Origin of the sequence: Pseudoalteromonas aurantia 208 (assembly GCF_014858725.1) — a bacterium.
Lineage (GTDB): Bacteria > Pseudomonadota > Gammaproteobacteria > Enterobacterales > Alteromonadaceae > Pseudoalteromonas > Pseudoalteromonas aurantia.
Map to the genome: position 1 here is coordinate 2,277,993 of NZ_AQGV01000012.1, position 24,237 is coordinate 2,302,229.

A 24,237-nucleotide genomic window follows, 5' to 3' on the forward strand; every position below is an offset into this window, starting at 1 on the left:
TCCTTTTTATTCATCAATGTTTTTTAAGTGCTCAGTCAGTGTTTCTAACGACTTTAAACGCTGCTTGAACTCTGATAAATTACGAAAATGGGCAATATTTCGACGCCATTCTTTATTCGTTGAGTGCGGTATTCCAGATGAATAAACACCTGAATTAGTAATGGCTTTAGTAATCATTGTCATACCTGTAATGATAGCGCCATCGCAAATATCAATATGTCCATTGATCCCAACCAAGCCCGCGATTTGACAATGCTTACCGATTGTCACGCTTCCTGCTACAACCGTTGCACCTGCAATAGCTGTCCCTTCTCCAATTTCAACGTTGTGTGCAATTTGAATTAAATTATCCAAAATAACATTGTCATGAATGATCGTATCATCTAATGCGCCACGGTCAATAACGGTATTCGCGCCAACTTCTACGTTATTACCAATATTCACAGCGCCGACTTGAGGAATTTTTATCCACTTACCAGCCTCATTCGCGTAACCAAAACCGTCACTACCGATTACACAGCCAGATTGAAATAAACAATTATCACCTATGGTAACATCATGATAAACCGTCACATTGGCCCACAATTTAGTGTTATCACCAATGACTGTATTTTGGCCGACAAAACATCCTGGACCAATTTGAACATTCTTGCCTATGACAGATCCGGCTTCAATCACTGCATTCGCACCGATACTCACATCTTGGCTTAAATTCACACTGCCATGAATAACGGCTGATGAATGGATATTTGATGCAGACGCAGGAGTAGTGTCCATCATTTGTGCCAAGTAAGCGTATGCAGTATAAGCATTTTTTACAACAATCTTATTGCCAGAAAAATACTCTGCATCATCTTCAGACACAATAACCGCACCAGCATTTGTGTCAGCCAGTTGGTTACGGTATTTCTTATTCGCTAAAAAAGCGATGTTTGTTGGGCCGGCTTTTTGTAATGTCGCGATTTTATCAATCTGATAATCACTATCACCGACTAGTGACGCACCTAAATGCGTCGCTAGTTGACCCAAAGTAAACTGTTTGGTCATTATTTTTTGCTTACCGCATCAACAATTTTGCTAGAAAGGTCTGTTACTTTATCAGGATTAAAGTAGATAGTGGTATCTTTTACTCTTACTTCGTCAAACTTTCCTTTTTTGGCAACGCTTTGAATCGTTTTGATGATAACGTCTTGTACTTTAGCAAGCTCTTCGCTTTGACGCGTTTTAATCTCTTGCTCTAATGGACGACCTTTTTCAGTCAATACTTTTTGCATGCCTTGAATCTTGTCACGCAGTGTTGCCTTTTGCTCGTCACTCATCGTGGCACTTTCACGCTTAAACTTTTCGGCTTCAAAACGAATATCACCTTGAATTTTCTCAAGTTCTTGACGGCGCTCTGCAAACTCTGTGAGTAACTGCTGCTCTATTTTAGCCATCTGTGGGATCTGCTTATAGACTTGTTGCATATCAACAATACCTACTTTATGTGCTAATGCACTCGCAGACGTACCCATCATTAGTGTGGCCATTAAAGCCATTGCTGTCGTTTTAAATAGTTTGTTCACAAATTTACTCCTTAGAATGTATTACTGATATTAAAGCTGATTGTTTTCGTTTCATCGTCTTCTTCTTTTCTTAACGGATGAGCAAAACTAATCAACATTGGCCCCATTGGTGAAATCCATTGAATAGATAAACCCGCTGAAACCCTAAATCTTGTTGGGTCTGAATAATCAGACAATTTTTTATATTGATCTTCTGGCAAATGTAGGTATCTATCTACATCAAATTCTGTATCCCAAACATTCGCAGCATCAATAAATAAGCTCGTTCTTACTGAGTTGGTGTTATCTTCATCTAAGAACGGTGTTGGTACTATCAATTCCGCGCCTGCAATTGCTTTTGCATTACCACCGATACGGCCACCAAATTGAAGTCTATCAAATTCAGGGTTTCCGCCAATACTGCCCGTCGATGTACCATCTGGTAATATCGAGCCAGGGATCGATGTTGGAATGCGTTGAATCGCTTGCGGTAAAATTGTATTTCTATCAAATCCACGCAACTCCATTTCTGTTATGCGAAAGAATTCTTGGAAAGGTAGAATCTGTTCAAAGCCATTCGTTTCGCCATAACCGTTACCGTAACCAAGGGCCGCTCTCGCTGAAAATACCCAGCGATGATCGTTACTTATTGGCCAATAGAAACGTGAATCATAATTCAATTTAAAATAATTCAGATCTGAATTCGGTGTTGTTGCTGTCAACTTCAACGTTTGACGTGAACCATCGGTAGGGAACATACCACGGTTAACTGTCACTCGAGACCAACCTAAACTCAGCTCGTACTTAGTGAAGTCAAAATCAGCTTCAGGGTTTTCGGGATCAAGGAAACTCAAACGTAAAATACGTGTTTGCTCATAATCAGCAATATCTGATAATGACTCTTCAATCCAACGGCCACCAAAGTTAATTCTATTTACTGCGTCAATAGGGAAACCAAAGCTCGTACCTAAACCATAACTACGTGACTTGTACTCAACTAAACTGAATTTACTCGCATCGTAATTACTAAAGAAAATACTACTGCCTTGAGATACACCATCTGGGGTAAAATACGGGTTTGTATACGACACACTATATCGGTCAGAACCTTTTGCTGTACTCACATTAAAAGCAACTTGGTTACCCGTACCTAAAAAGTTGGATTCACTGACACCGACATTAAATTGCATTCCTGCATATGAGCCATATGCAACACCGGCCTGAAAACTACCTGCAGGTTGCTCTTTTACATCAAAGTCTACGTCAACTTGGTCGTCAATTCCTGTAATTGGTTTAACTTCAAATTCAACACTTTCCATATAAGGTAAGCGCTGTATTTGTAACTTAGAACGTTCAAGACTTTGATTGGACAACCATGCTCCTTCAAGTTGCGTCATTTCTCGACGTACCACTTCATCAGCGGTCACCTGGTTACCATTGACCATGATACGGCGAACATATACACGTTTACCGGGATTAACCGATAAAGTGAGTTTCACTTCTTTATTCTCATCATCAACTTCTGGAATGGTACGAACTTCAGCATTGGCATAACCAAACCGTGCTAGATAGCTTTTAATAAACTCTTCAGATGAGGTAACGATTGAACCATTATAAAGCTCACCAGCGCGTAATGGGATCACACTTTTAATCAGCTCTTCTCTTCCCAATAAATCACCGATGAAGTCAAAACTTTTAACTGAATACTTTTCACCCTCAGTCAAATTAGCCGTAACATAGACTGACTCACGCTCTGGACTTACCGATACTTGTGTTGAGTCAATATTAAAACGAAAATACCCTCGGTCTAAATAATAGCTACGGATTTTTTCTAAATCGCCTTCAATCGTTTGCTTTTGATAGCGGTCATTCGACATGAATTTCCACCAAGGTAAATCTTGTTGAGAATCGGCAAGCTTTAACAACTCTTCATCAGAAAATAACTCATTACCTACCAGATTGATTTGTCGAACAGAGGCTGCATCACCTTCGTCAAATTCAAGCATTAATCGCACACGGTTTCGAGGTAAATCAACAATGTTGACTTCAAGTTTCGCATTGTATTTACCAATACTATGAAAGAACTCGATAAGCCCTTTTTCAATATTGTCTAATACTGTTTTATCTAAAGGCTCACCCGCTCGAATATCCTGACCTTCTAGGCTTTCATTTAACTGCTCGTCTTTGATGTCTTTGTTTCCATCAAACTCAATTGAAGCAATCGTGGGTCTTTCACGAACTTTGAAAATAACCTGGTTACCATCACGTAATGCAGCGATGTCATCAAAGTGACCCGACTTATAGAGCGCTTTTATGGTACGTGAAATCGTGTAGTCATCTACAGAATCACCAACATTAATTGGAATATGCGTAAGTGCTGCTCCCAAAGCTACGCGCTGTAGCCCTTCAACCTTTAAGTCTTCTACGATAAAGGTATTTTGCCCAAGTGCGGCAAAACTTGCGCCCAGTAAACTGGTAACTGCGAGATGTTTTTTTATAGGCATTTTATTATCTTTATCCTTTACAACAATTAGCGTCATAACGCTGTGACGGGTGTTGTATACACCAATTCGAGCTACAGTCTCGATACATCATTTAATAAAGCAAAACATGTTAGAGCGATTAATAACAAGGCACCAACCTTAAACCCTAACTCTTGTGTCTTTTCAGAGACTGGTTTTTTACGGATTAGTTCAATTATGTAATACATTAAGTGCCCACCATCCAAGACTGGTAGAGGTAATAAGTTAAAAACACCTAAATTAACACTAATCAAAGCTAAAAAGCTCAAAAAGGCAACTATGCCATAGCTCACGCTATTTCCAGCGCCAACGGCAATTCCGACAGGCCCGCTTAAGTTTTTTACTGATACTTGACCTGTGATTAAGTTGCCAATCATATCAAAACTCAGACTGATAAGCTCATACGTCTTTTTTATGCCCAGCACCATACTATCCAAAGGACCGTACTGTCTAGTTTCAATATATCCGTTAGGCCACTTTTCTAACTGAGGCACAACTCCTAAGTACCCGATAGAGCGTCCATCGCTCATCTGTTTCGCTTCAGGAATAACCGTAAGCAATTGCACATTACTTGCTCGACGAATAGAAAAACGCAAAGGTTGTTTGGCCGAGACTTTTATTTTATCAACTAAGGACTGCCAATCAACGACGTCAATTTCATTAATCGATACAATCGTATCACCCACTTTAAGACCTGCTTTATCCGCTGCCGAACCAGTTTGAATATGGCCTAAAGTTAATGTTAATGCAGGTCTAAAAGGCTCAATACCAATAGACTGAAGTGGAGCTTCGTCTTGTTTATCAAGCTTCCAGCCATTAAGCGCAATCGTTCGTAACTGAATTTTATTCTCTGCGTCTTGTACTTTAACCTGTACTTCTTGTTCACCTAAATGACTCATTAAGCCAAAAGTAACCTCTTGCCATGAAGAGACTGCCTTATCACCCAACTGCAAAATATGGTCGCCAGGTAGAAAGTTTGCCGTTGCTGCCCGACTATGTTCTGCAACCCCGCCAACAACCGGTTTTACATTCTGCACCCCAATCATATACATCACGGCAAGCGCAAAAATAGCGAATAAAAAGTTTGCAATGGGGCCTGCTGAAACGATGGCTATCTTAGATAAAACAGGCTTACTATCGAAAGCCAAATGCTGCTTATCAGCAGGTACAGTATCAACTCGTGCATCAAGCATTTTGACGTAACCGCCAAGCGGTATCAAAGCAATAACATACTCAGTACCTAACTTGTCATGCCATTTGAATAATGGTTTTCCAAAGCCAATTGAAAAGCGCAAAACCTCCACACCGGCTTTGCGTGCAACCCAAAAATGACCATACTCATGCACGGTTACTAAAATACCCAATGCTAAAATAAATGAGCCTAAGTTCCAGAAAAATTCAAACATAATTATCTCAATTCACTAATACATTGTTTTGCCAGTAACCTAGCTTGAGCATCCTGAGCCATAATTTCCTGTACCGAATTTAATGAGGTTAATGTCGATTTAGCAAGCACCTCAGCATTTACTCTATAGATATCACAAAAGCCGATCTGCTGAGCCAAAAACGCAGCGACAGCAATTTCATTTGCAGCATTAATCGTTGTCGTTGCGGCCTGCCCGGACTTACACGCATCCATTGCCAATGCCAAGTTTGGATAGCGCTCAAAATCTGGTTTTGTGAAGGTAAAGTTTGCTATGCTAGAAAAATCAAGAGGCTGTACACCTGCATCAATCCGTTCTGGATAAGCCAAACCGTAAGCTATGGGGGTTCTCATATCAGGTTGGCCCATCTGAGCGATGACAGAGCCATCTTTATATTGCACCATAGAATGGATCATACTTTGCGGATGAATGACCACTTCGATATCTTCAGCTGTACAATTAAAAAGCCACTTGGCTTCAATAAACTCAAGTCCTTTATTCATCATTGTTGCTGAATCTACTGAGATTTTTTGGCCCATAGACCAGTTTGGATGTGCAACAGCTTCACTCACTGTCACACTCGGGAGTGTGGCTAAGTCTCGCGTCAAAAACGGACCACCTGACCCAGTTAGCAAAATTTTACTGATCCCTTGATGGTGTATACCTAAATCAGTATTGCGTTGAAACGCCTGTGGCAAACATTGATAAATTGCATTGTGCTCACTATCTATAGGCAATAAAGTGGCACCGTGTCGTGCTACTTTGTCCATAAATAACTGGCCAGACATCACTAGCGACTCTTTATTTGCTAACAACACCTTTTTACCAGCTTCAACGGCTGCAAGCGTCGGTAACAACCCAGCTGCACCAACAATTGCTGACATAACTGTATTTACATTGTTATGGGCAGCCACATCACACATAGCTTGAGTGCCGCTCAAAACTTTAACCGAGGTATGTTTTAAAGCATCTTTAAGCTGCTTAGCCGCTCTTTCACAGTGCATCACTGCATACTGGGGATGGTGTGTAACACACAATGACGTCATTTTAGCCACATTTGTACCTGCGGCTAATGCAAAAATCGTATACTCATCTTTATTTCTTTCAATAACATCAATTGTAGAAAGTCCGATCGAGCCTGTCGCTCCCAGTATTACAACATTGTTTTTCATACTCATAGAGTAACAATCCAAGCGTAACATAAAGCGAAGATGGGCGCTGCCGCAGTCAAACTATCTATTCGGTCGAGTATGCCACCATGCCCAGGTAAAATAGATCCTGAATCTTTTAAACCAGCTTCGCGCTTAAACATGCTCTCGAGCAAATCTCCAATCGCAGAAAATAGCGCGACACCGATTGTGAGCCCTGAATATAATAGCCATTGGTGTGATTCAACTTCTGCAAAATAACAAAAAAGCAAAACAAATATCACAGAAGTTACAACCCCGCCAAGCAAACCTTCAATGGTTTTATTGGGGCTCACTTTGGGCATTAATTTGCGCTTACCGAAGTTTTTACCCGCAAAGTATGCACCGATATCCGCACTCCATACAATACCGAGTACCACCATTATGAGAGTTGACCCATATTGTTGAGACTGTTCATACTCTGCACTGCGCATCACATTAAGCGCTAACCAAAGCGGAATGAGCGTTAATATGCCTGCAATGGCACGCATAATTATGCCCTCATTCCACGCTCTGCTCATTGAAGGGTACTTAAAAACCAAAAACGTTGCGACCAGCCACCAGGCAAAAGCCAGGGTAAATATATAATTTGCATCGGCAACTAACTTACCCTGTTGCCATAAGGACTCTATCGGCCAATGGGTATGCAATATGGAAATGATGATGCCCATCAATGCAACAACTGACAGACGCTGACGCACTCTCCCGAGCCCCATAAAAGCAGACCACTCCCAAGCACCTAGCAGTACGATAGCTGCTGCGATAAAACTAAATAAAGCTAATGGTGTATAAAAAACCAAAAGCAAAGCCAGCGGCGCTAGAACCACTGAAGTTATAATACGTTGTTTAAGCAAATTAATTACCTTTAACTTGTTACTTTTGACACTGCGAGTAATTCTTTTATTTGATCGCCTGTGCAGCCAAAGCGTCGCTCTCTAGATACATAACATGCAATGGCCTCTGCAAACGCCTCTTCATTAAAGTCAGGCCAAAGTGTATCTGTGAAATAAAGTTCAGCATACGCTGCTTGCCAAAGCAAAAAATTACTAATACGACAATCACCACCAGTTCGTATTAATAAGTCTAATTCACTTTGATGTGCCATAGAAAGATGGTTAGTTATTGCTTCTTCCGTGATATCACTTGGCTGAATTTTTCCTTCACTAGCCTCAATAGCAAGTTTTTGTGCCGCTTGGGTAATATCCCAACGACCACCATAATTTGCAGCAATATTTAGCTGCAGGCCGGTATTATTCTCAGTTAACGCATGTGCTACTGCAACTCGTTCTTGTAACGAGTTCGGAAAACGAGAAATTTCACCAATAACATTCAATTTAACATTATTTTTATGAAGCTTTTTTACTTCTTTAGTTAACACAAATAGAAATAATTCCATCAGTGTACTGACTTCATCTTCTGGCCGACGCCAGTTCTCGCTACTAAATGCGAATAAAGTGAGAGACTCAATGTTAAGTTTCGAACAAAACTGTACTGCCGTACGAACCGCATCAACGCCCTTTTTATGGCCATATGTACGTGGGCGATTGCGAGATTGCGCCCATCGTCCGTTACCATCCATAATAATAGCGACGTGTTTTGGCAAAGATTGCTGCGAAATTGTGTCAGCGCTTAAACTCATAAATCCCGATTTCTATAAAAAAAAACGCCGCCTAGTATACCCTAGACAGCGTTGCAAAACTAATAATTTCGAACTGCTTAGATTTCCATCAACTCAGCTTCTTTTGCGCTCAATTGTGTATCCATTTCCTTAACAAACTTGTCTGTCAACTTCTGAACTTCATCTTCAGCTTGACGTGCTTCATCTTCAGAAATGTCTTTATCTTTTAATAAAGACTTAATATCGCCATTGGCATCACGGCGAATATTACGGATAGCAACACGACCGCCTTCTACTTCACCACGTACTATTTTGATTAAGTCTTTACGGCGCTCTTCAGTTAGCGGAGGTAATGGTACGCGAATAATCGTGCCTGCAGACATAGGGTTTAAGCCCAAATCAGATGACATAATTGCTTTTTCAACAGCCTGAGCCAAAGACTTATCAAATACACTAATCGTCAATGTACGAGAGTCTTCTGTTGAGACGTTTGCAACTTGGTTTAGTGGTGTATCTGCACCGTAATATGAAACCATGATGCCGTCTAGCAATGCAGGGTGTGCACGGCCTGTACGAATTTTAGAAAGTTGGCTAGCTAGGGCTGCCACACTTTTTTGCATGCGCTCTTGCGCGTCTTTTTTAATATCGTTAATCACAATTCAATCCTAGTCTTGTTTGATTATTCAGAAGGTGCTGAAGAGATAAGAGTGCCCTCTTCTTCGCCCATAATGACACGTTTTAACGCGCCAGGTTTATTCATGTTAAATACGCTTAAAGGCATATTATGGTCACGTGCTAGCGTAAATGCCGCTAAGTCCATCACCTTTAATTCTTGATCAATGATCTCATTGTACGTCAAATGACGATACAAGGTTGCATCTGGGTTCTTAACTGGGTCATCACTAAATACGCCATCAACTTTTGTCGCTTTAATCACAGTATCGGCTTCAATTTCAATACCTCGTAGACATGCAGCTGAATCAGTTGTGAAAAATGGATTACCCGTACCCGCTGAGAAAATAACAACTCGGCCAGACTTTAACAAGCTAATTGCTTCAGCCCAGTTGTACGCGTCACATACGCCGTTCAGTGGAATTGCCGACATTAAACGACAGTTTACAAACGCACGGTGCAGTGCATCACGCATAGCCAAACCGTTCATCACGGTTGCAAGCATACCCATGTGGTCGCCTACTACGCGGTTCATACCCGCTTCGGCTAATGAACCACCTCGTAAGAAGTTACCGCCCCCGATAACCAAACCCACTTCTACGTCGAGCTCTACTAATTCTTTTATTTCTTGTGCCATACGATCCAATACTTTTGGATCAATGCCAAAGCCTTCATCTCCCATTAAAGCTTCACCGCTTAGTTTGAGAAGAACGCGTCTAAAAACAGGTTTTCGATTGATAGTCATAGTTTCCGGGCCATTTGTAAAAGTGAGATAAAAAATAACCGCGCTTATGAAAGTCATAAATGCGCGGTTATTTTAAAGAATTTTCAGCGTTGAAGCAAAAGCAAATCCGCCATTATGGCCTCATTGCTTTTTTTGCTGAGAAAAGAGAGATTACTCGCCTTTTGCAGCTGCGATTTGAGCAGCAACTTCAGCAGCGAAATCTTCTTCTTTCTTCTCGATACCTTCGCCAACTTCTAAACGTACGAAGTTAGATACTGTTGCGCCTTTTTCTTTAAGGATATCGCCAACAGATTTTTTAGGTTCCATGATGAACGCTTGACCAGTAAGAGAAATCTCACCAGTGAACTTCTTCATACGACCAACAACCATTTTCTCAGCGATTTCAGCAGGCTTGCCTTCGTTCATCGCGATGTCTATTTGAACCGCTTTTTCTTTTTCAACTACGTCTGCAGGTACGTCTTCAGGGTTTACGTACTCAGGCTTAGATGCAGCAACATGCATCGCTACGTGCTTAAGCGTTTCCGCATCAGCTTCACCAGCAACAACAACACCGATACGCTCACCGTGACGGTATGTAGAAAGGCTTGCACCGTCGATGTACTCAACGCGACGAACGTTGATGTTTTCACCGATTTTAGCCACTAATGCAACACGTGCTTCTTCAAACTGTGCTTGAAGCTCAGCAACAGCAACTTTAGAAGTTGCAGCAACGTCTAGTACAGAGTTAGCGAACGCAAGGAAGCTCTCATCTTTAGCAACGAAGTCTGTTTGACAGTTAACTTCTAGAAGTGCAGCGAAACCTGCGCCTTCTTTGATAAGGATTGTGCCTTCAGCAGCAATGTTACCTGCTTTCTTAGCAGCCTTTGCAGCACCGCTCTTACGCATGTTTTCAATTGCTAGTTCAATGTCACCAGCAGTTTCAGTTAGCGCTTTTTTACAATCCATCATGCCAGCGCCAGTACGCTCGCGTAATTCTTTAACTAGGGCAGCAGTTACAGCCATTAGTATATCCTCAGATCTGAATATGTTTAGGGAAGCGGGATGACCGCTCTTCAAGAATATCAAGTCTTCATCACGAATTGATGAAGACTTGATGACAGCTAATTACTCAGCTTCAACGAAATCGTCGTTCTCTGCTTGAGCAACGATATTGCTTTCACGGCCTTCAGTGATAGCAGTTGCAACAGCGCCAGTGTAAAGCTGGATAGCACGGATTGCATCGTCGTTACCTGGGATGATGAAATCAACACCATCTGGGTTCGAGTTAGTATCAACTACTGATACTACTGGAATACCTAGGTTGTTAGCTTCGCGAATTGCAATGTGCTCGTGATCTGCATCGATAACGAAGATAGCGTCTGGAAGACCGCCCATATCTTTGATACCGCCAAGGCTCTTTTCAAGCTTTTCCATTTCACGAGTAAGCATTAACGCTTCTTTTTTAGTTAGCTTCTCGAAAGTACCGTCTTGGCTTTGAGTTTCAAGGTCTTTAAGACGCTTGATTGATTGACGAACTGTTTTCCAGTTAGTCAACATACCACCTAACCAACGGTGATTTACGTAGAACTGCTCACTTTGAAGAGCTGACTCTTTAACTGCTTCGCTTGCAGCGCGCTTAGTACCTACGAAAAGAATTTTACCTTTGTTAGAAGCAGCGTTCTGTAAGAACTTAAGTGCATCGTTGAACATTGGTACAGTTTTTTCAAGGTTGATGATATGTACACGGTTACGAGCGCCGAAGATGAAAGGCTTCATCTTTGGGTTCCAGTAACGTGCTTGGTGACCGAAGTGAACACCAGCTTGAAGCATATCGCGCATTGAAACGTTTGCCATTTTAATTTCCTCTAAGTTAGTTAGGGTTAAGCCTCCACATATCCCATAGCACCAACATGTTCAGTATTTTACTAAGACATGCACCCAAGTGTATGTGTCGATATGTGTGTGTGTTAAAATAAAATTGTGGTTGCCTTAAATACAAACATCTCTAAGATAAATTTGTAAAAAGACGGCGCGCTTTATACCATATAAAATAACAGAACTCAACAATCAGTATAAAAATTGTGCGTTGAAATAAACTTAAAATAACCGACTTGGAGTCTGAATGAGTGCAGTGATTAAAACCCCTGATGAGATCGAAAAGATGCGTATTGCTGGGCGTTTAGCCGCAGAAGTACTAGAAATGATAGAGCCTTTTGTGAAGCCTGGGGTCACAACAGACGAGCTAAATACAATTTGTCATGATTACATCATTAACGAGCAACAAGGCATTCCTGCTCCACTTAATTATCATGGTTTCCCAAAATCAATTTGTACGTCTGTTAATCACGTAATTTGTCATGGTATCCCAAATGACAAAGCGCTGAAAGACGGTGACAGTGTCAATATCGATATTACCGTTATCAAAGATGGTTACCATGGCGACACATCGAAAATGTTTCATGTAGGCACCCCAAACATCCAAGGTAAACGCCTTGCTGAAATCACACAAGAGAGTTTGTATCTCGCGATCAAAATGGTAAAACCTGGCGTGCGTTTGGGTGACCTAGGTGCTGCAATTCAAAAATACGCGGAAGGCTTTAATTACTCAATCGTTCGCGAATATTGCGGTCATGGTATTGGCGCCGAGTTCCACGAAGAACCGCAAGTCATGCATTACGGTAAAGCGGGCACTGGTGAAACATTAAAAGCAGGGATGTGTTTAACCATTGAGCCTATGGTTAATGCGGGTAAGCGTCAATGTAAAGTACTAAAAGACAATTGGACGGTTGTAACGAAAGACCGAAGCCTTTCAGCTCAGTGGGAACACACACTACTTGTCACTGACAATGGTGTTGAGATCTTAACTCACCGCAACGATGATACGATCGACAAAATTATTGAACATCCAGCACAATAATAAATGCTTCGCTGTAAAACCTTCGCTGAGTAAAGCTCTGTCGGTGCTTTGCTCACGAAGCTAAAAACAAAGCAAAAAATGGCAATCAAGCGTTGCCCTTTGTGCTCAAGTCAGTAAGCTAAGCTCAATACCTTTGCGATGGTATTGAGCTTGAATAGACTATTCAGATCAATTTAACCCTTAGCACCCACCAAGAATAAGATGCAGGGAGCCTGATGTGGCATTGCCTAATAAAGTAAAAACACTGCTCGATAATGCAGAGCAACTGTGTGACTTAAAAGATTGTGCTGCTTACTTTTATAAGTGGCTTAGCAATGAGTTTTCGAAACAACCAGTTCGTAACCTGATCAACTCTCGCGCAGAATTTATTGATAGACTGCTGATAAAGTTATTCAATGATACTGGCTTAGCTCGTTATCCTGAGTTAGCCCTCATTGCCGTCGGCGGCTATGGTCGAGGGGAATTACACCCTTACTCTGATATTGATTTTTTATTGCTTGTTAATGACACTCCAAATGCAACTATGACCTCTGCACTTGAACAGTTTGTCACCCTACTTTGGGATCTAAATCTAGAAATTGGCCACAGTGTACGCACGCACGAACAGGTGCTTGACCAAAAAAAACAAGATGTACACTTCACTACGAGTCTACTCGAAAGCCGTCTGATCTGTGGTAATCATGTTGAATTTGAAAGACTCAGAAGCCACATTGTGGAGACCCCTATTTGGCAATCTGCTGATTTCTTTCTCGCAAAAGTTGATGAGCAAAAAGTTCGACACAGAAAGTGCCACGGTACGGCTTACAACCTAGAGCCAAATATTAAAGAAAACCCTGGCGGATTGAGAGATGTACAAACCATTTTCTGGGTTGCTAAAAAACACTTTCACGCCGAAACTCTTGAAGAGTTAATTAATCATGGTTATTTAACACACGAAGAATATCAAGAGCTTCTTGAGTGCTTAGAAAATTTATGGAACATTCGTTTTGCGCTGCATTTAGCAGCAGGTCGAAGTGAAAATAGGCTGCTTTTTGATTATCAACCCCATGCTGCTGAAATTCTTGGTTTTGGCTCTGAGGGGAAAGCATCGGTTGAGCGTATGATGAAGCGGTTGTTCAGGATCATGAGCCGCGTTCGTGAAATGAACCAAATGCTATTGTCGTATTTTGAACAGAGTATTTTACCGGATCAATTGGAGCGTACAGCTGTCTCCCTTGATGAAAATTTCGAACGAATCGGAAATAAAATAGGGGTAAAAAATCCCTCTGTTTTTTTCCGTAGGGAACAACTCTTTGTATTATTTGAACATATTGCAGACCACCCTGAAATCACAAGTATCGAACCAAGTACCATTAGAACAATGCGTCAAGTACGCCGCAGATTGCTGGGTGACCTACAAGACTATGCGGGATGCCGAGATGCTTTCTTACGTTTAATTAAACACCCTAACGGCATGGGAAGAGCATTCACTTTGATGCATAAGCATGGTCTAATTGCAGCCTATTTACCACAATGGCGTAATATTTTTGGCCAAATGCAGTTTGACTTATTCCATGCCTATACCGTTGATGAACATACCCATAAACTCATCAATAATATCTACCTTTACACTGAAAAAGACCGTAAAAAAGAATTCCCTATTTGCAACGAAATTATCACGCGGATGGACAAGCCTGAATTACTTTACTTGGCAGCAATTTTTCATGACATTGCTAAAGGACGTGGTGGAGACCACTCTGAACTTGGCGCTGTTGATGCACTCGCTTTTTGCAAAGTGCACGGTTTCACCAACTCAGATGCGCGATTAGTATCTTGGTTAGTTGCCAACCACCTATTAATGTCTGTAACGGCACAACGCAAAGATATTAATGACCCTGATGTGATTGCTGAGTTTGCTTCAATTGTAAAAAATGAGCGCCAGCTCGATTACTTATATTGCTTAACAGTTGCTGATATTCGCGCAACCAATGATAACCTCTGGAATGATTGGAAAAACACCTTACTCCGTGAGCTTTATTTACACTCTCAGCACGCTCTAAGGCTAGGTCTTGAAAACCCAATGGATATGCGGGATCAGATTCGAGATAAAAAGAAACAAGCAAAACAAAGACTCATTAATTTAGAATATGAGGAAGAAAAAATAGACCTTATTTGGTCTCGATTTAAAGCAAACTATTTTACCGCCTTCAGTGAACAACAAATCTCTTGGCACAGTGAGCATTTACTAAAAACCAACGATCTAAATGCATCTTGTGTTGTGGTAGGTGAAAAAGCGATGCATGGTGGTACACAGGTTTTTGTTTACAGTCCATACAATGCCAATTTATTTGCAAAATTACTTACCGTTATTGGCTCTAAGAAAGCACAAATACAACACGCTCAGGTCATGACGACCAAAGATAATTCTGTCGTGTACAATTTTGTTATATTAGAAGTCAGTGGTGACCCTATGAGCGTGAGCCGTGCGAACTCTATACGTCGTGGCTTAGAAGCAATATTAAAAGATCCAAAGAAAAAAATTCGGACTAAAAAGAACCGTTCTCATCGATTCAAAGACTTTAATATTAAACCAAAAGTCATTGTACGCCCCCACGCCCGAGTAAACCGTAATCTCATTGAAATTCAGGCCATAGATATACCTGGCCTACTGACAAAAATAGCTGAGGTTTTTCAAGCTAATTCATTACATATTCACGCGGCAAGAATTACAACGGTAGGGGAACGAGCCGAAGATTTCTTTGTAATATCAAACGCAGACTATCAAGCTCTTGCAGAAGAGCACAAAGCAGCATTACATCGTGACTTGATGAAAAAATTAAATGCAGAAACAGAGTAAAGAGGAAACTATGTCTGATTTAAAGAGCATTATTGAGCAAGCTTGGGAGCAAAGAGACGGGATCTCACCAAGCCAAGTTTCAGAAGAAGTGTACAACGCAATAATCCAATCTTTGGGCTTATTGGATTCAGGCGCAGCAAGAGTTGCTGAAAAAGTAAGTGGTGAGTGGGTTGTTCACCAGTGGTTAAAAAAAGCCGTATTGTTGTCATTTAGAATTCGTGACAACCAACCTATGAATGACGGTGTGAATCAATTCTACGACAAAGTACCGTTAAAGTTCAGCGATTATACCCCCGAGCAATTTCGCCAAGGTGGCATGCGTGTTGTACCAAACGCAGTAGCTCGTCAAGGCAGCTTTGTAGGAAAAAATGTGGTACTCATGCCTTCATATGTCAATATTGGCGCGTATATCGATGAAGGCACTATGGTCGATACATGGGCTACTGTTGGCTCATGTGCGCAAATAGGTAAAAATGTACATCTATCTGGCGGCGTTGGCATCGGCGGGGTATTAGAACCTTTACAAGCAAATCCAACGATCATTGAAGACAACTGTTTCATTGGTGCACGTTCAGAAATCGTTGAAGGTGTGATTGTTGAAGAAGGTGCGGTCATTTCAATGGGTGTATACATTTCTCAAAGTACCCGCATTTATGACCGTGAAACAGGCGAAGTGCATTACGGACGCGTACCAGCAGGCGCCGTTGTAGTTCCAGGCTCTCTACCGAGTAAAGATGGTTCCCATAGCTTATATGCAGCAATCATCGTTAAGAAAGTAGACCAACAAACGCGTGAAAAAGTCGGGATTAATGCACTATTACGCTCAATAGACGACTGATCAACCGCTCGTCTGGCATAAGCCAAAAAAAAGCGCTTGATGAAGTATTTCTTTATTTGAATACTTCACATAGCGCTTTTTAAAATAACCTAAGAGATGGATTATTCAAAAATTATAATGCGGCAAATACATCATCTGTTTTCGCAGCACACACAAAATCATTTTTGTGTAACCCTTTTATAGAATGGCTCCACCAAGTGACGGTCACTTTGCCCCACTCAGTCAATAAGCCAGGGTGATGACCTTCATCTTCGGCCATTGCGCCAACCTTATTCGTAAATTCTAATGCGAGTTTGAAGTTTTTAAACTTAAAAACTCTCTCTAACTGCATGATCCCATCACGTACTTCAGGTACCCAATCAGGGATCTGCTTTATTAATACTGCTAACTCTTCATCTGACACTCTAGGCGCATCAGCACGACACGCTTCACATTTTTGTGCACTTAAATCAGACATTTAAAATCCTCAACTTGCTAGTTTTTGTTTCGGTGGAAATTTTGGCTCAAATAAGCCTAACTCTTTTGCCTTGGCAACCAATGACATAATATCCATCTGTGAAATATCAAACAGATCATTGATAGAATTAATCGTGTAATAGATTGGCTGCATTATATCAATGCGATACGGCGTACGTAACACATCACTCACATCCAGGGGTTGAATTTCTGGCGTACCAGAGTAAACATATTGTGTTTCACCTGGGCTTGATAGCACCCCACCACCATATATACGTAGGCCATCTTTCGTTTGCATTAGCCCAAACTCAACGGTAAACCAATATAACCGCGCTAAATACCCACGATCTTTCTTTTCTGCTGCGTAACCCAACTGACCATATTTATGTGTGAACTCGGCAAATGCGGGGTTAGTTAACATTGCACAATGACCAAAAATTTCATGGAACACATCGGGTTCTTGTAAATAATCAAACTCTTCTCGTGAACGTATAAACGTTGCAACTGGAAACTGCTTATTTGCAAGCAAACGGAAGAATTCATCAAAATCAATGAGCGCAGGTACTGGCGCAACTTGCCAGCCAGTCTCTTGACCTAACACTTCGTTAAGTTCTGACAATTGTGGAATACGATCATGTGGTAGGTTTATTTTTTTTAGTCCGTCCATGTATTCATCACAGGCTTTGCCTTCGATGCATTGCAGCTGACGTGCTACTAGTTCAGACCAAATTTTATTCTCTTCGTCACTCCATGCAATCACACCATTTTCATCGGGTTGCTTAGAGGTATATTTGCTCGATTTAGCCATAGAAACCTTCATTGTTACCTATCACGGCCATCTAAGACCGCGCTTTAACTTGTGACAACGATACTATGTAAAAGTAAGCAAAAGTTTAATAGCAACGGCGTATAACGCCATTGCTAGATATGTGTATTTTGTAATGAATTAATTACACAGCCGTATACAAATAAATACAGCACTTAATATAAAGCCACAAACAAACACTTATAGTAAATTTATGTTTACACTAAAAAGCATTAAAAGCGAGTTCGAGATCAGCAATAATATCTTCTACATCCTCCAAGCCAATCGATATACGGATCAAACCATCCGAAATACCCGCTGCTTGTCGTTCTTCTGGGGTGTAAGGTGAATGCGTCATAGATGCTGGGTGCTGAATTAATGTTTCAGGATCACCTAAACTTACAGCTAACGTGCAAAGCTCTGTGGCATTGATAAATGATTCTCCATCCGCTAAAGAACCTACTATTTCAAAAGCAATAACGCCACCAGCCCCTTTCATTTGTTCGCCTAAATACTTATACCCAGGATGAGAGGGCAATCCAGGATAAAATACTTGGCTCACTTTATTATGCTTCTCAAGAAATTCAGCCACTTTTTGCGCGCTTTCACAGTGGCGTGCCATACGGACAGCCAGTGTTTTCAGACCACGGTTAATCAGCCATGCGTCATGTGGACTGATTGTTGCGCCAATATCTTTGAGTACCGTCAACTTAATCACTTCTATATGTTCTTGCGAACCACACACCACACCAGCGACAACATCTCCATGCCCATTCAAATATTTTGTTGCACTGTGAATGACAATATCAATACCGAAGTCTTTAGGCTTTTGTAACAATGGGGTCAAGAATGTATTATCAATAACGCTGATTAAATTATGCTGCTTAGCAAATTGCCCTATCATCGCTAAATCTAGTACTGTCATATTTGGATTAATTGGCGTTTCTGCAAACAACATCTTACTATTTGGCTGAATCGCGGCCTGTAACTGCGCTTCATCTGTCATGTCGACAAACGTAACGTCAATACCAAACTTAGGTAACATATGCGAAAAAAGAGCAAAACTACAACCGTATAACGCATTTGACGCAATGAGATGATCTCCATGCTCTAAAAAGCTCAAAACTGATGCCGATACCGCGCCCATTCCGGTCGCCGTTGCTGCGGCACTTTCCATACCTTCTAGTGCTGCTACTTTTTGCTCTAGCTCTGTCGTAGTTGGGTTACCTAAACGCGTGTAAATGTAACCGGCCTCTTCCCCAGCAAAACGAGCAGCTCCCTGTGCTGCATCTTTGAATTTGAAGGTTGATGTTTGATACAAAGGTGCCGTCAATGCACCATGTGGGTCGTCAAAGTGGGTTGGTCCATGAATACATTGCGTGTTGTCATGATACTTCTTCATAAAATTGCCTGTTAAGTTGTTATTCTTGAATTTATTTACCTAATAAATAAATCAGTGAATAAAAATTCACAAGCACGCCAGATGGTAAGATGGCTAGCTGAGCAAGATTAACTTCTACAGTTTGTATACAATTGTTGTCACTCTTTGCTAGCAGGCTTATTGTCTCCCTTACTTAACAGCGTTGTAAATACTGTTTCTATTGTCGACTTTAATAGCCTTGGTTTCTGCTCTAGTTGTGGCAGTGGCCGGCATATTTCCATAGCCTTGTACCCTAACCGAGCTGTAAATACCCCTGCACTTAAGCCTTGTGCTGCGCGAGCCGACAATTTCGTCAATAACTCAGCTCCAAGACTTGTCGACGCCAAATCCGAGACAAGCTCCGCAGCGCCAGCAAAAACCATTTGCTTAAGTAACAATCTATACAAAGTGATCCGACTTCTATAACCTAACGGAATACCGTAATGCTGACTCAGCTTTTCAACTAAATGAACTCCGCGCCACAATACCGCCAACATATCTAACAATGCCATTGGACTTAACGCTACCAGCATTGCACTTGTCGTCGCATGTGTATTAATTAACGCTTTAGCTTGTTCATCTTGGCTTTTCAGTAATGTATTTTGATAAAGCTGTAACACCTCTTTATCAGTATGGTGTGACTTAATACTTGCTTTAAACTCAAGGACTTCATCGGGTGTATGTAAAGTCAGTAGCGGCGCTAACCATTGTTGCGCTTCTCCAATTTGAGTGCTGTTTAAAAGCCTTAAAGCATCACTTTGTGTACTGGTGCGATTCGAGAGTAATCGCAGTGCGCGATACTCTCCAATTGTAAAGCGCAACACAACGATTAAAGCTAGCAGCAAAACGACTATGTACACACCGCCTAAAAACCATGAACGTTGAATTGCGTCCACAATGCTGTAAACACTTTCAATAACAATCAAAATCATTAAACCGATAAACAGCAATCGCTTAATACTCATTCCTGACGATTTAGGCTTGAGTGTTTGATCTAACGCTGATTCGGCTTCATCAACTTGTGTTATCTCTACTGATGTGGCTTGTACAATACGCTTACCCGCGAGCAGTGAGTCATCCTTCAATTGCTCTGGCTGCTGCACCTTATCTATTTTAATGCGCCGCCCTGCACGCAACTCGTTTTGCTCAGTCATCGTAACTTATCTCCGAGTAAAAATTGCAGTACATGATCTAAACGAACATGGCTTAAGTTTCCACACTTTGCAGGCAAAGGGGCAAAAGAAAGAAAATCAAAACCCTGCTCAGGCCACTGCTCTTTGCTCAAACAGTGAGTGGGAGGTTGAGGTGGCAAAAATGTAATTTGGTGGGGCTCATCAATTGGCTTTCCCACAATACAATTAAGGGTTTTCCCTGATTCAACAACTTGAGTTTGCTGCGTACTTTGTACTGCAGAAACAGCCATTGTGTCTATTTCTACCCCCGCAAAGCGTAAGTCATTACTTTTCTCATGGACCATACTATGCAACAATTTCGCGAGCTGTGGTTGCTGCTCATAGCTGACATGGTCACACTTATTCGCCGCAAATAAAACTTTGTCAATTTTTGGGTAGAACAGTCGTTTCAACATATTTGATTTTCCATAATCAAAAACATCCACAATGTTCCGTAATGCCTGCTCTTGCTCTCGCAAAGTATCTGGGCCATCAGCTAAAGCACTTAATATATCAACTAACACTATTTGCCTATCGAATTGGCAAAAGTGCTGCTTATAAAAAGGGCCAATAACCTGCTGCTTGTATGCATTAAAACGCGCTTCCAAATGCATATACTGAGTCTCACCACTCACTGTCATTACCCCATCACATGGAAAAAACAACAGTATCGGCGCGCCCGCCAAATCGCCGGGAATGAGCATTCTTCCTGGTTGTAACTGTGCAACCTTTGTGTGCTGTTTCAAACTTAAAAGTAGCCTTTGATATTGCTCAGACAGTTTTTTCAATATCGTTTCATCGACAACAGCATCACTATCGAAAGTGTCCACAGCCGTTAAAAACTCTTTTGCATAATCAATATATTGAGGTTGCTTTAATAATGTCAGCACCTCCTTACTCCAAGTTTGATAATCTTGATTTAACATCGGTAAATCAACCAACCATTCTCCAGGGTAATCAATTAACTCAAGATAAACCGTACTTATAGGTGAAAGGTGCTGCTTAAGCGCGTTACGTGTTTCAAACTTCAATGCAAGTGTCAATGTGTTAATACGCTGAGTAGAGGAAGGCCAGCTAGGTGGGTTTGCCAATAAAGAGTTCACTGCGCAGTTATAATCAAATGTGGGAATATCTAACGCACGTTGCGGAATCGCCTTAACGGCAATCAGTCTTTGCTCTCTAGCAACATCGAAAAAAGGCAGGTTTTGCTTGTCTGCTTGGGTTGTTAAATGTTTTATCAATGCCGTGATAAATGCCGTTTTTCCACTTCCACTAAATCCAGTGACAGCTAACTTAATGTGTTGATCTAAACTTCTATGCAGGGTTTTTTGTGCTTTATTTTTAAGTTTCTCAAAAGTATCTTTACTGAAGCGTCTGGTGTTCATAAATTAAGTGTTACTCCTGAACAACGTAGTTACAGAACCAAAGTAAGCCGTGGCGTATTAAACGCCACATCACGTGCGATAAACTATAACTTATTAATTTCTCGACTGACCGTAAATTCGCTAGAGGTAACGTATGTTTCCATGCATTGAACTCGATCGTCTAAACGATTTAATCGCTCTTTTAGATCAAATAATGCCTGCCTTGGTGGCTCTCCTTTTTGCCAAACTTTAAATTTGACTGCAATTGGGTCTGCATCTTTATGTGTTGAAGGGGTCGTCACATAATCACTTTTTTTATCTAAAATGAACCAACACGCAATGTATACAACAACAAATAATGGGCCACCGGATAGCAACACAGCAGTAATGAACAAGATGCGTACTAACCATAACTCCATGTTAAAGTAATCACTGAGCCCCGCACAAACGCCTGCCAGCTTTCCTCGTTTTGGATCTCTATAAAGTTCTCGCTTTATGTTGCTCATATTTTACGTCTCCACTCGGGCGCCTCTTGATCAAGGATTGCTTCTAGTGTTTCCACACGCTCAGCCATCTTTTCAGCTTTACTTGCAAGTTCAAGCAACTGGCGATGTTCATGCTCGCTTAACCCCTGACTCACCTGTTTCTTACTGCGATAGTGAAGTACAAGCCATAATGGCGCCACTACCAGCATAAAAATAATAATTGGTGCTACTAATACTTCAAGATCCATAACTCGATACTCCTGCGACTTATTTGTTCTATGTTATTCGCACCGACAGCTTGGTCAGTCGATGCGTTTTATTTCAATTATTTACCAGCAAGTTTTTTCTTAAGTTCAGCTAACTCATCATCAACTTGTTCGTTTTTTTGCAAATCAGCAATCTCGTCAGCCAGGTTCTTTTTCCCTAAGTCATACGACTCAACTTGTGACTCTAGACCATCAATTTTAGACTCGTAACGCTCGAAACGATTTAAAGCATCTTCTACTTTCGAACTATCTAGCGCTTTTTTCACTTCTAAACGAGACTCAGCTGAGCGTTGACGAAGTACAATGGCTTTTTGACGTGTTTTAGCATCAGCCAGTTTATCTTGTAACGTCGCCACTTCTTGTTGCAGTTTCTCTATATGTGACTCAACGTGCTCTAACTCATTTTGAACACTTGCAGCCGCATCAGCAGACTTCTGCTTTTCCAGTAAAGCTGAGCGAGCTAAATCTTCTCTACCCTTAGTGAGCGCCAATTCAGCTTTACTTTGCCACTGTTCAACTTCTTCATTTAACTGCCCAACACGACGTGTTAATTCTTTCTTCTCTGCTAACGTTTTAGCTGAAGTTGAACGCACTTCAACCAACGTATCTTCCATTTCTTGGATAATAAGACGAACCATTTTTTCAGGGTCTTCAGCTTTATCTAAAATAGCATTGATATTAGAGTTAACGATATCTGCAAAACGTGAGAAAATTCCCATAATCTTTACCTCTTTAGTTTCTAAATTTAAGTTGCTTACATTACTAGTATCAATTAACTTGCCAACTTTTTTAAAAATAAAAGCTTATAAATATCAATAAATTAAATCATATCAGAAAAAACTTTAGTTCGCAGTAATTATCAAATACACTAACACTTAGCAAAAATAACTAAGAGTTAGCCAATATGAGCCAATTTCGCCAACAAGACAATTTACTCGGTCAATCAGACAGCTTTTTAACTGTGTTAGATAAGGTGTCACAACTGGCCCCTCTAGAGAAGCCGGTGTTAATTATTGGTGAGCGAGGCACAGGTAAAGAGCTCATCGCCGCTCGGCTACACTTCCTTTCTGAAAGGTGGGAGCAAAATTACGTTAAGCTAAATTGCGCAGCGTTAAATGAAAATTTATTAGAGAGTGAACTATTCGGCCACGAAAGTGGCGCGTTTACTGGCGCAAGCAAGCGTCATGAAGGGCGGTTTGAACGAGCAAACGGTGGCACTCTTTTTCTTGATGAACTCGCCAATACATCCGCAATGGTGCAAGAGAAACTCCTACGTGTCATTGAATACGGCGAATTTGAGCGTGTCGGCGGCAAAAGTACAGTCAAAGTCGATACACGCTTGGTCTGTGCAACCAATGAAGACTTACCTTCACTCGCTGACAATGGCGAATTTAGGCATGATCTACTCGACCGCTTAGCATTTGACGTGATCACTTTACCTCCGTTACGCGCACGCCAAGAAGATATCATGCTCTTGGCCGAGCAGTTTGCCATCAATATGGCTAGAGACTTAAACTGGTCATTATTTAGTGGCTTTACTCGCAAAGCAACTGATGCGCTAATGAGCTATGACTGGCCCGGCAATATCCGAGAGCTCAAAAATACGGTTGAACGTAGCCTATATAGGCATGGCAGCGAACAACTGCCAGTACACGAAATTATCCTCAACCCGTTTGAAAGCCCTTTTAGACCAACACAACGTGTGAAAGCTCCTACTATTAGTGCGCCTATTGCCGAGCACGCTGCAATAAAAGAACCTACTACGTCTCCCCTTACAAATATGGCACCCAAGCAAAATGTAGCATTCCCATGTGATCTAAAAGAGCTGTCGAATGAGTTTGAAATTGAATTATTACAACAAGCGCTAGAACACAGTCAATTTAATCAAAAGAAAACTGCACAAATGCTCGGATTAACGTATCATCAACTACGTGGTTATTTGAAAAAATACAACCTGTTAGAGTCAGGTCAAAAACAAGAGGCGTAA

Annotated in this window: 23 protein-coding genes; 4 read left to right on the forward strand and 19 right to left on the reverse strand. The window is 41.2% G+C overall.

Translation table 11 applies throughout. From position 1 onward, the window contains the following. Positions 1–6: 6 nt before the first annotated feature. From lpxD to rpsB, 11 genes are all read right to left on the reverse strand, one after another. Positions 7–1,047 carry a UDP-3-O-(3-hydroxymyristoyl)glucosamine N-acyltransferase gene (gene lpxD, locus PAUR_RS13795; protein ID WP_192508263.1) on the reverse strand — a complete coding sequence of 347 codons (1,041 nt, stop codon included), beginning with the start codon at positions 1,045–1,047 and terminating at the stop codon, positions 7–9. Beyond that, a complete protein-coding gene (locus tag PAUR_RS13800; RefSeq protein WP_192508264.1) occupies positions 1,047–1,565 on the reverse strand; it encodes an OmpH family outer membrane protein in 519 nt (172 codons plus the stop codon). The genes lpxD and PAUR_RS13800 overlap by 1 nt, the downstream gene beginning before the upstream one ends. An 11-nt stretch (positions 1,566–1,576) precedes the next feature. Further along, on the reverse strand, positions 1,577–4,048 hold the full coding sequence (gene bamA / locus PAUR_RS13805; protein ID WP_192508265.1) for an outer membrane protein assembly factor BamA: 2,472 nt from the start codon (positions 4,046–4,048) through the stop codon (positions 1,577–1,579). A gap of 71 nt (positions 4,049–4,119) precedes the next feature. Beyond that, the gene (rseP, locus tag PAUR_RS13810; RefSeq protein ID WP_192508266.1) at positions 4,120–5,472 is read right to left on the reverse strand and encodes a sigma E protease regulator RseP; all 1,353 of its coding nucleotides are present in this window, start codon (positions 5,470–5,472) and stop codon (positions 4,120–4,122) included. Between the two features lie 2 nt (positions 5,473–5,474). Next, positions 5,475–6,668 (reverse strand): 1-deoxy-D-xylulose-5-phosphate reductoisomerase, encoded by a 1,194-nt coding sequence (ispC, locus tag PAUR_RS13815; RefSeq protein WP_192508267.1) that lies wholly within the window; start codon positions 6,666–6,668, stop codon positions 5,475–5,477. Further along, positions 6,665–7,531 (reverse strand): phosphatidate cytidylyltransferase, encoded by an 867-nt coding sequence (locus PAUR_RS13820; protein ID WP_192508268.1) that lies wholly within the window; start codon positions 7,529–7,531, stop codon positions 6,665–6,667. The genes ispC and PAUR_RS13820 overlap by 4 nt, the downstream gene beginning before the upstream one ends. A gap of 11 nt (positions 7,532–7,542) precedes the next feature. Next, on the reverse strand, positions 7,543–8,316 hold the full coding sequence (locus PAUR_RS13825; protein ID WP_192508269.1) for an isoprenyl transferase: 774 nt from the start codon (positions 8,314–8,316) through the stop codon (positions 7,543–7,545). Positions 8,317–8,393: 77 nt separating this feature from the next. Next, the gene (gene frr / locus PAUR_RS13830) at positions 8,394–8,951 is read right to left on the reverse strand and encodes a ribosome recycling factor (RefSeq protein ID WP_010361626.1); all 558 of its coding nucleotides are present in this window, start codon (positions 8,949–8,951) and stop codon (positions 8,394–8,396) included. Positions 8,952–8,974: 23 nt separating this feature from the next. Further along, positions 8,975–9,712 carry a UMP kinase gene (pyrH, locus tag PAUR_RS13835; RefSeq protein ID WP_119862042.1) on the reverse strand — a complete coding sequence of 246 codons (738 nt, stop codon included), beginning with the start codon at positions 9,710–9,712 and terminating at the stop codon, positions 8,975–8,977. Positions 9,713–9,862: 150 nt separating this feature from the next. After that, the gene (tsf, locus tag PAUR_RS13840) at positions 9,863–10,714 is read right to left on the reverse strand and encodes a translation elongation factor Ts (protein WP_010361624.1); all 852 of its coding nucleotides are present in this window, start codon (positions 10,712–10,714) and stop codon (positions 9,863–9,865) included. Between the two features lie 102 nt (positions 10,715–10,816). Further along, entirely contained in the window at positions 10,817–11,545 is a 729-nt protein-coding gene (gene rpsB / locus PAUR_RS13845; protein WP_010361623.1) for a 30S ribosomal protein S2, read from the reverse strand. Between the two features lie 268 nt (positions 11,546–11,813). On the opposite strand from rpsB, the gene map reads away from it, so the two are divergent. From map to dapD, 3 genes are all read left to right on the forward strand, one after another. Continuing rightward, positions 11,814–12,608 (forward strand): type I methionyl aminopeptidase, encoded by a 795-nt coding sequence (map, locus tag PAUR_RS13850; protein ID WP_192508270.1) that lies wholly within the window; start codon positions 11,814–11,816, stop codon positions 12,606–12,608. A 217-nt stretch (positions 12,609–12,825) separates the two neighbouring features. Continuing rightward, positions 12,826–15,444 carry a [protein-PII] uridylyltransferase gene (gene glnD / locus PAUR_RS13855; protein WP_192508271.1) on the forward strand — a complete coding sequence of 873 codons (2,619 nt, stop codon included), beginning with the start codon at positions 12,826–12,828 and terminating at the stop codon, positions 15,442–15,444. Between the two features lie 10 nt (positions 15,445–15,454). Continuing rightward, the gene (gene dapD, locus PAUR_RS13860; protein WP_192508272.1) at positions 15,455–16,282 is read left to right on the forward strand and encodes a 2,3,4,5-tetrahydropyridine-2,6-dicarboxylate N-succinyltransferase; all 828 of its coding nucleotides are present in this window, start codon (positions 15,455–15,457) and stop codon (positions 16,280–16,282) included. Positions 16,283–16,394: 112 nt separating this feature from the next. Here the strand turns inward: dapD and PAUR_RS13865 are convergent, their stop codons facing one another. The 8 genes from PAUR_RS13865 to pspA all read right to left on the reverse strand — a co-directional run bounded on the left by PAUR_RS13865 (position 16,395) and on the right by pspA (position 22,969). After that, on the reverse strand, positions 16,395–16,739 hold the full coding sequence (locus PAUR_RS13865; protein ID WP_192508273.1) for a 4a-hydroxytetrahydrobiopterin dehydratase: 345 nt from the start codon (positions 16,737–16,739) through the stop codon (positions 16,395–16,397). Between the two features lie 9 nt (positions 16,740–16,748). Continuing rightward, positions 16,749–17,546, reverse strand: coding sequence for a phenylalanine 4-monooxygenase (gene phhA, locus PAUR_RS13870; RefSeq protein ID WP_192508274.1), 798 nt, complete (start codon positions 17,544–17,546; stop codon positions 16,749–16,751). Between the two features lie 220 nt (positions 17,547–17,766). Further along, positions 17,767–18,945 (reverse strand): methionine gamma-lyase, encoded by a 1,179-nt coding sequence (gene megL, locus PAUR_RS13875; RefSeq protein WP_192508275.1) that lies wholly within the window; start codon positions 18,943–18,945, stop codon positions 17,767–17,769. A gap of 137 nt (positions 18,946–19,082) precedes the next feature. Further along, entirely contained in the window at positions 19,083–20,117 is a 1,035-nt protein-coding gene (locus PAUR_RS13880) for a TIGR01620 family protein (protein WP_192508276.1), read from the reverse strand. Beyond that, positions 20,114–21,520, reverse strand: coding sequence for a YcjX family GTP-binding protein (locus PAUR_RS13885; protein ID WP_192508277.1), 1,407 nt, complete (start codon positions 21,518–21,520; stop codon positions 20,114–20,116). The genes PAUR_RS13880 and PAUR_RS13885 overlap by 4 nt, the downstream gene beginning before the upstream one ends. Before the next feature lie 83 nt (positions 21,521–21,603). After that, positions 21,604–22,005: an envelope stress response membrane protein PspC gene (pspC, locus tag PAUR_RS13890; protein ID WP_192508278.1), complete on the reverse strand. Its 402-nt coding sequence runs from the start codon at positions 22,003–22,005 to the stop codon at positions 21,604–21,606. Further along, positions 22,002–22,232: an envelope stress response membrane protein PspB gene (pspB, locus tag PAUR_RS13895; protein WP_192508279.1), complete on the reverse strand. Its 231-nt coding sequence runs from the start codon at positions 22,230–22,232 to the stop codon at positions 22,002–22,004. Before pspB ends, pspC begins: the two co-directional genes overlap by 4 nt. Before the next feature lie 77 nt (positions 22,233–22,309). After that, positions 22,310–22,969 carry a phage shock protein PspA gene (pspA, locus tag PAUR_RS13900; RefSeq protein WP_192508280.1) on the reverse strand — a complete coding sequence of 220 codons (660 nt, stop codon included), beginning with the start codon at positions 22,967–22,969 and terminating at the stop codon, positions 22,310–22,312. A gap of 185 nt (positions 22,970–23,154) precedes the next feature. On the opposite strand from pspA, the gene pspF reads away from it, so the two are divergent. Beyond that, the gene (gene pspF, locus PAUR_RS13905) at positions 23,155–24,237 is read left to right on the forward strand and encodes a phage shock protein operon transcriptional activator (protein WP_192508281.1); all 1,083 of its coding nucleotides are present in this window, start codon (positions 23,155–23,157) and stop codon (positions 24,235–24,237) included.